Genomic DNA, 7,325 nt, shown 5'->3' on the forward strand with positions numbered 1-7,325 from the left:
AAAAACGACTTTACACATGAGTGTAAAGTCGTTTCGTTTAATCTTCCTGTTTCTTGCCGCGTTTCATCATAAGTGTTGCATACCAAAACCCGATAGTTAAGGATAAAGCATCGACGACGTACAGCAACCAAGTATGTGTATATCCTGCATATACGGATGCAGTAATCAGGGCGACCGTTAATATCAACGCTACTATATGTGAGAACGTAATTCGTGTAAATAATATAACGAGCACTCCGGGTACTAATAAGGCTAAAATAAATTTGGTAACCATAGATTCCATAAATGTTCTCCTATCTTACGACCAATAAACCGAGACGATGGTGGTCGTGACGGTATATAACGTGTTGACGTAATCGTACTTCTCCTTGATGATCGAGAACTTCAAGTCTACAATGTGCCGCGTTTATCTGAATTGCTTCATATAATTCTCTTTCGTTTGAAACTGTTTGACCATTTACTCTACGAATACACTCACCAATAACAAGTCCCATTTTTTCAGCTGGCGAATCGGGTAAGACACCCGCAATCATTACTCCTGAATCTTTGGGAGCAACAGCGTGATTTCCTTGTCGTTCTTTGATTGCAAAGGTCATCCAAACCCCAATACGGGCAATTGCACCAATAGCTAAACTAATTGCTGCCATCACGGGGAACCAAAATGCAGTTATTGATAAAATCACAGTACCTAGACCAACAGCTGCAACAGACATTCCAAGTTTCGGGAATAAATATACTGGCAGTGAACGACGAGTTTTTTGTTGGAAGCCAATTACAACTGGAAATAATACCAACCCAAATGATTCACTACCGAATGAAAATTGAGGCCAGTATGGAGAAAACTCCTGAATGACATCTCCTGGCACTATCACAAGCAAGGGAATCATCCATAAACGCTTGGATAAATAACTTGCAGCTGTTAGTCCACGAGAAGACTTCACTAAAATTGGTGAAGCAGATTCAGCACCAGTTTTACTAATGAGTAGACCTTCAACAATTACTGTTGCACCGATAATTAAGGCAACAGGCAATGACAATTGCATCCAGTTCATTTCTCCAAACCAATCAAAAGTCAAAAACGAGAATGTGAGATTCATTTCATATCCAATCCACAATGCTCCGATAGCTAATGCAGCTGCTACAATTGGTGAACCCAATTGATACATGAAAAGCATTACCAGAATGGCACTGATGATACTATACGTTGCAATCCAATCTGTCGTTACGGTTAAACCAATACCAATACTAAGTACTGAAAGAATAACTGCAAAAATCCAGATGTCCGCAAACATTCTCTTCATTTCTGTCCAACCCCATAAAATACGCGTTCGAAAAGAACGTCTTTCTCTTTTCACACGAACATATCCCAGGAGTATTGCGAAAAGAATTGCAATGTAAAATAATGGATTGATAAATAATTTACTGATCCCTTTTAACAACTCTGATCCTATCTCTTGCCACATAAACCAAACACCACCCAATCAACGGTTCGTGCATTTCTTTCCATTGTAACAAACCGTTGATAGAATGCGTATAGGTTTTTTCTACTTTTGAATAGAGTGGAATAAATAACCTAAGGACTTTTGCAGTTGATCGTCATTTTTCTTGMTCGTTTTATACGTCAAAATCGTCTCTCTAGCTGAATGATAAAACTCTGTATTCATAATCGCATCAGTTTGTAGTTTCTTTTCTTTTTTGAATTTCAACACTGCTTTTGCCGTATCTTCATCAAAATATCCATTAACTTTTGTAATAGGATATCCTAATGCCTTTAATACTTTTTGTCCATAAATGATATCTTCATGAAAATCTCCTACTTGATAAGTGCCACTAATAGGCAACGGCTCTAGCTGGTAAAGCTCATTTGATTCAACTTTAAAATCGGCTACTATGCCTTTTCCATGAATCCACTGTTGCTTTGGTGTCAACCATTTATGCGAGGATAGTTTCATTTCCCCTCCATTGGTTAGTTCCCATGTTTCCTGAACAGTACCTTTCCCAAAGCTCTTAGAACCAGCAATGAGTGCACGTTGGTTTGATTTTAATGCACCACTCAACACTTCGCTTGCGGAAGCACTGCCTTCGTTTTGCAACAACACAATCGGAATCTTCTTCATAACTTTTGAGTAGTCATCTACATTAGTTGCTTTCACTGGCAAAGGTTCGAGAACACCTTTGGCATCTTGCATATAAGCGAAGATCTGTCCGTTTTTCAACATCGTACCAATGATTTGTTCTACGCTATGTAAATATCCGCCTGGATTTCCTCGAACATCAATTAATAAGCCGTCGATTCCTTGCTTGACCAAAGTGCGGGTTTGCTGTTCCCATTCTTCTGCAGTTTTTTCACCAAAAATTGAAATACTTACATAGCCAATTGCCGAATTATCTTGTTCGATACGCTCACTAGAAACGGTGTGAATTTGCAGTGCCGATCTCACCATACTTAGTTCCATATGGCGATCTTCTGTTTCTCTAAAGACGGTTAAAGTAACATTCGTTCCTTTTTTACCTTTAATAGCTTTTAGCAAATCAGATAAACTTTTTCCGTCGACTCGCTCTCCATCTACTTGTACAATTTCGTCGTAAGGTWTAACGCCTGCTTTTTCAGCTGGTGATTCTTTCAAAGGCGTTACCACGATAAAGCGTCCTTTATTTTCAACAATTTCTAAACCAATACCTACGCGCTCGTCCGACAATGATTCCCGATGCGATTTAGCTTCTTCTTTAGTCATATACTTACTGTAAGGATCCCCAAGCGTTTCAGCCATTCCTCGAAGAGCGCCTTCAATCAACAGTTTCCCTTCTACCGGATGAACTGAGCTAGCTAAAATCCGTTCATAAGCTTCATCGATTGGTGACATTTGACTAATCGTATCACTAGCTGACTTGTCTTTTTTAAACGGAGTCCAAAACATGAGTAAACAAAGAATCAAAATAACTAAAAAAGCAAATAAAAAAACCCGGCTTCTTTTCAATAAATATCGCCCCCTACTTTCTTCGTTTCATTGTATGAACGAGTAGCGGGCAATACGACAAGAAGAAGCCAGATTTATTATTAATCTAAATTTGTAACAAAATCTTTTATCATGTTTTCATCCATCGGGCCTACGATTTTGTTTTGAATACGCCCTTTCGTATCTATCATGTAAGACGTTGGGATCGTAATGGCTTGAAACGTCTCACCAACCACTCCTTCTGAGTCCAGCGGGATCGGGAAAGTTAATCCATAATCTTGAACAAAATTCTGCACACTTTCTTCCTTATCCTCACTTGTTAAGTTGACTGCTAAAATTTCCACATTTTCTTCATCAGAAAAATCTTCGTAAAAATTTTGCATATGAGGCATTTCGGCTTTACATGGCGGACACCATGTTGCCCAGAAATTGACAATGACTTTTTTTCCTTTTAATTCAGATAGTTGAACCTTTTTGCCATCTAGTGTAGTTAGAGTAAAGTCTGGTGCCATGTCCCCTTTTGTTAAGCCTTCTTCAGATGTTACATCTAGTAGATCCACACCCTTTTGTTCACTAGAAAACGACTCTTCTGTATCGACATTCCCCTTCACAAATCCAGCAATCATGATGGAAATCAGGATTGCGACAATAATCAGACCAAACATTTTTTTCTTCATCATTATTCCTCCGTAAATTCATGTTGTTTATTTGTTAAGGCGTAAGTTAGCAATCCACAAACCACGAACATACCAGTAACAAAGAGCGGAGTTTGAAGAACACCTTGTGGTTGAATAAGGGCAACAAAAATRTGTGTAAGTAACAACAATACAATTAATTGAAATTGCCAAGTGGTTGAACTGGTGATTTTCAACCAAGTCAGAGTTGCTAATAAAACAAATAAAACTACCGTTACGATTTTTTGCCAAGTCGCTGCTTCGTTTAATAAAACCATAATTATTTGATATAAAGATTGTAACATGACAAGTGAAAACAACATGGCAACAAGCTCAGATTCATGCAAAATTCCCCGCTTAAACTGCCACAATAATTTCGACAAAGCGATGCTTAAGCCAAGAAATAACCCTACACTACCTCCATTAAAATAAAGTATGGAAAGTGGAGAATCCATAATCATTTCAAAATCAGTAATGACTACACTGAATTTCCAAACAAGTAAAAAAAGAATAGTCGCATCTGAGAACCAGTCTTCTGTCGCTTTTCCGAATTTGCGCCATACAATAATTCCTGTCAGTAGTATGGCCAAAAGTACAGCTACCCATGATGAAGGTATCGTTAATGATTTAATTATAAACCAATCCGTAACGGGCAAAATTTCTCATCTCCTAAACAACGTTTCATATATCCGCGATAGTAAACATTTATATAGAAAAACTCACTCTCAATAAAATGAGAGTGAGTGATTACTAGATTTAATTAAAATGATACGTAACGTATTGGATTTACTGCATTAGAGCGTGAAGGATTCCAAGGACCTACGTGAACTTCAAAGTGTAAATGTGATCCCGTAGAACGACCTGTACTTCCCATTTTACCGACAAGTTGTCCTTTTGAAACTGATTGGCCAACGCCAACATTAATTCCGCTTAAATGTGCATAAACAGTAGTGAAAATTTGACCATTAATTGAGTGAGTAATCATGATTACATTACCGTAAGTTCCCATTGGTCCAGCGTAAGAAATAACACCATTTGCTGCAGAAACAACCGGTGTTCCTATGCTATTCGCAATGTCACTACCGTAGTGAAACTCATTTCCAGAACCAATGTTACGTCCTCCGAAGGTTGATGAGAATCGACCAGCAGCAGGGCGTGTCCATGTTCCTGAAGAAACCGATACCGGTTCAGGAGGAGTGGAAGGTGATGACACTGATGTAGATTTTTGTTGATTTCTTTGTGCATGTTCCTCGGCTGCTTTTTTCTTTTGAGCGATTTCTGCTTGACGAGCAATTTCAATTAAACGAGATTGTTCAGCCACAATTTTATTTTCAATCTCTTTACTAATTTTATGTGTTTCTTCATGTTCTTTTTCAAGCCCCTTTTTCTCTGTAATTAGTAGAGCTTGCTGTGCTTCCAGTTTATCTACTAATTTACCTTTTGACACTTTTTGAGAATCAAGAGTTGCTTTAAGATTCATTAACTTGTTTTGACTTTGTTTTTGTTTCGCTAATTTTTCTTCAACTGAAGCCTTTTGTTCTTCAAGCGATTTTTTATCGGCCGCTTGTTCTTCCAGGATTTTACGATCAGCATCCATTAATGTATTAACAGCAGAGAAGCGGTCAATAAAGTCCGCGAAGCTACTAGCTCCAAGTAAAACATCTAAGTAATTTACAGATCCACCGCGTTCTTGAACCGCGCGTAATCGTTCTTTAATTAATTCATCACGATCTGCAATTTTCTTTTCAAGCACTTTAATCGTTTCGTGCAATTTGTCAATTTCATCATTAGTACGTTTAATATCGCCTTTGATTCTATCAATCTCATTATCTGTTTCAATTATTTTACTATCCAGAGCTTGGATCTGTGAAAGCAAATCCGTTTGAGAATTTTGATTTCTAGTAATGTCGCCATTTTTCTTCTGAATAGTCGAATTCAATCGGTTCTCTTTCTGCTCCAATTGTTTTTGTTCACTTTTTAATTCATTTAATGAGTTTGCTGAAGCAGCAGGTTGATTCATAAATACTGAACTTCCTAACACTGTTGCTAAGGCTACTATCATCAATTTAGATTGTTTCTTTCCCATGTTATGCCCCTTTCAAATTCGCGCTTAAACGCGTAAAAACTTTCTCACCGACATGAAGCTTCCCCAAACGCCAATAAAAATACCCATCACAAGAATAAGGATGTTTACTTGGTATAAAAATGGAGTAATTGGTAATAATTTAAACATTTCGCCTTCTAAATATGGTTGAAGTATTTTATATAGATTGAAGTAAAGTAGACTAACAAGAGTAATTGGTAAAATTGATCCAAGAATACCAATCCACATTCCTTCTAATACAAAAGGAATTCGGACAAAGCCATTTGTCGCTCCTACTAGTTTCATAATCTCAATTTCACGACGACGTGCTACTATCGTAATTCGAATTGTATTTGAAATTAAGAACATTGCAGTAAACAGTAAGGCTAAAATTAAGACTAGTCCTACATTTCGAGCAACATTTAAGAATTCGAACAACTTCTCAATCTTACCTTCGCCATATTCTATTGAATATGTATTTTTTAGCCGATCAATTTTCTCAGCGACTTTTTCAGTATCCTGAGGATTAGTAGCTTTCACATAAAAGGCAGCTCTTAGAGGATTGTTTTGTTCGGATAATCCCATATTTTCCCCAAAATCGTTTATTAAATCTTCGAGTTCAGCTTCTTTTGTTGAATATGTAAGAGATGCTACGCCATCAATATTTTTTATTTCTTTTTCTAACTGTTTTGCTTCTTTATCATTTGCTGTCAGTTCGACTAATACTTTAATTTCGACGTCTTTTTCTAAATCGTCAGCAACTTTGTTTAAGTTCATCATAATCATGACGAAAACGCCTACTAATAATAACGTGACTGTAACAGCACTTGCCGAAGCAAATGTCATCCAACTATTTCGACCTAAACTTTTAAAACTTTCTCGGAAATGACGTCCTACTGTTCTAGCTTTCATAACCGTAGGCACCTCCAACTTCATCACGAACCACTAATCCGCCTTCAACTGCTATAACTCGGTGTGTATTCGTATTGACAATTTCTTTATTATGAGTTGCCATAATTATTGTTGTGCCTCGACGATTAATTTCTTCAAATAAATTCATAATATCCCATGATGTATCAGGATCTAAATTACCAGTAGGTTCGTCAGCAATCATCACTTTTGGATTATTTATTATAGAACGGGCAATTGAGACACGTTGTTGTTCGCCGCCTGAAAGTTCTGTTGGAAACATGCGTGCTTTATGTTTAAGTCCTACTAAATCCAAAACTTCCATTACGCGTTTGCGGATCACGTTTGGTGATTCCTCAATTACTTCTAATGCAAATGCAACATTCTCATAGACATTTAATCGAGGCAATAATTTAAAGTCTTGAAAAACTACGCCGATTTGTCTTCTTAAATATGGAACACGTTTCGACTTCAATGTTGCCAAATTTACTCCATTAACAATTATTTCTCCGCTCGTTTGTCGTTCTTCTCTATACATCATCTTGATGAATGTCGATTTACCAGCCCCACTTGGACCAACTACATAAACAAATTCACCTTGTTTAATTTCTACATTAAATCCATTTGCGGCAACTATGCCATTTGGATATTTCTTATAAACATTTTTCATTGAAATCATATTTTTTGTAACCACCTATACTT

Annotated in this window: 8 protein-coding genes; all 8 read right to left on the reverse strand. The window is 37.1% G+C overall.

Annotation, left to right across the window (positions count from 1 at the left end; all coding sequences use genetic code 11):
- Nucleotides 1-37: 37 nt before the first annotated feature.
- Nucleotides 38-283 carry a CsbA family protein gene (locus AC1DOS_RS16260; RefSeq protein WP_477538339.1) on the reverse strand — a complete coding sequence of 82 codons (246 nt, stop codon included), beginning with the start codon at nt 281-283 and terminating at the stop codon, nt 38-40.
- Nucleotides 284-293: 10 nt separating this feature from the next.
- The gene (locus AC1DOS_RS16265) at nt 294-1,463 is read right to left on the reverse strand and encodes a PDZ domain-containing protein (RefSeq protein ID WP_477538340.1); all 1,170 of its coding nucleotides are present in this window, start codon (nt 1,461-1,463) and stop codon (nt 294-296) included.
- A gap of 81 nt (nt 1,464-1,544) precedes the next feature.
- On the reverse strand, nt 1,545-2,978 hold the full coding sequence (locus AC1DOS_RS16270; protein WP_477538341.1) for a S41 family peptidase: 1,434 nt from the start codon (nt 2,976-2,978) through the stop codon (nt 1,545-1,547).
- Between the two features lie 80 nt (nt 2,979-3,058).
- A complete protein-coding gene (locus tag AC1DOS_RS16275) occupies nt 3,059-3,634 on the reverse strand; it encodes a redoxin domain-containing protein (RefSeq protein WP_477538342.1) in 576 nt (191 codons plus the stop codon).
- Nucleotides 3,635-3,636: 2 nt separating this feature from the next.
- The gene (locus AC1DOS_RS16280) at nt 3,637-4,287 is read right to left on the reverse strand and encodes a hypothetical protein (RefSeq protein WP_477538343.1); all 651 of its coding nucleotides are present in this window, start codon (nt 4,285-4,287) and stop codon (nt 3,637-3,639) included.
- A gap of 104 nt (nt 4,288-4,391) precedes the next feature.
- Nucleotides 4,392-5,717 (reverse strand): murein hydrolase activator EnvC family protein, encoded by a 1,326-nt coding sequence (locus AC1DOS_RS16285; RefSeq protein WP_477538344.1) that lies wholly within the window; start codon nt 5,715-5,717, stop codon nt 4,392-4,394.
- 24 nt (nt 5,718-5,741) lie between these two features.
- A complete protein-coding gene (gene ftsX / locus AC1DOS_RS16290; RefSeq protein ID WP_477538345.1) occupies nt 5,742-6,626 on the reverse strand; it encodes a permease-like cell division protein FtsX in 885 nt (294 codons plus the stop codon).
- Complete coding sequence (ftsE, locus tag AC1DOS_RS16295; protein ID WP_477538346.1) at nt 6,616-7,302, reverse strand: cell division ATP-binding protein FtsE; 687 nt, start codon at nt 7,300-7,302, stop codon at nt 6,616-6,618. The genes ftsX and ftsE overlap by 11 nt, the downstream gene beginning before the upstream one ends.
- Nucleotides 7,303-7,325 lie beyond the last annotated feature (23 nt).

This window comes from Paenisporosarcina sp. P5_A11, from assembly GCF_056400705.1.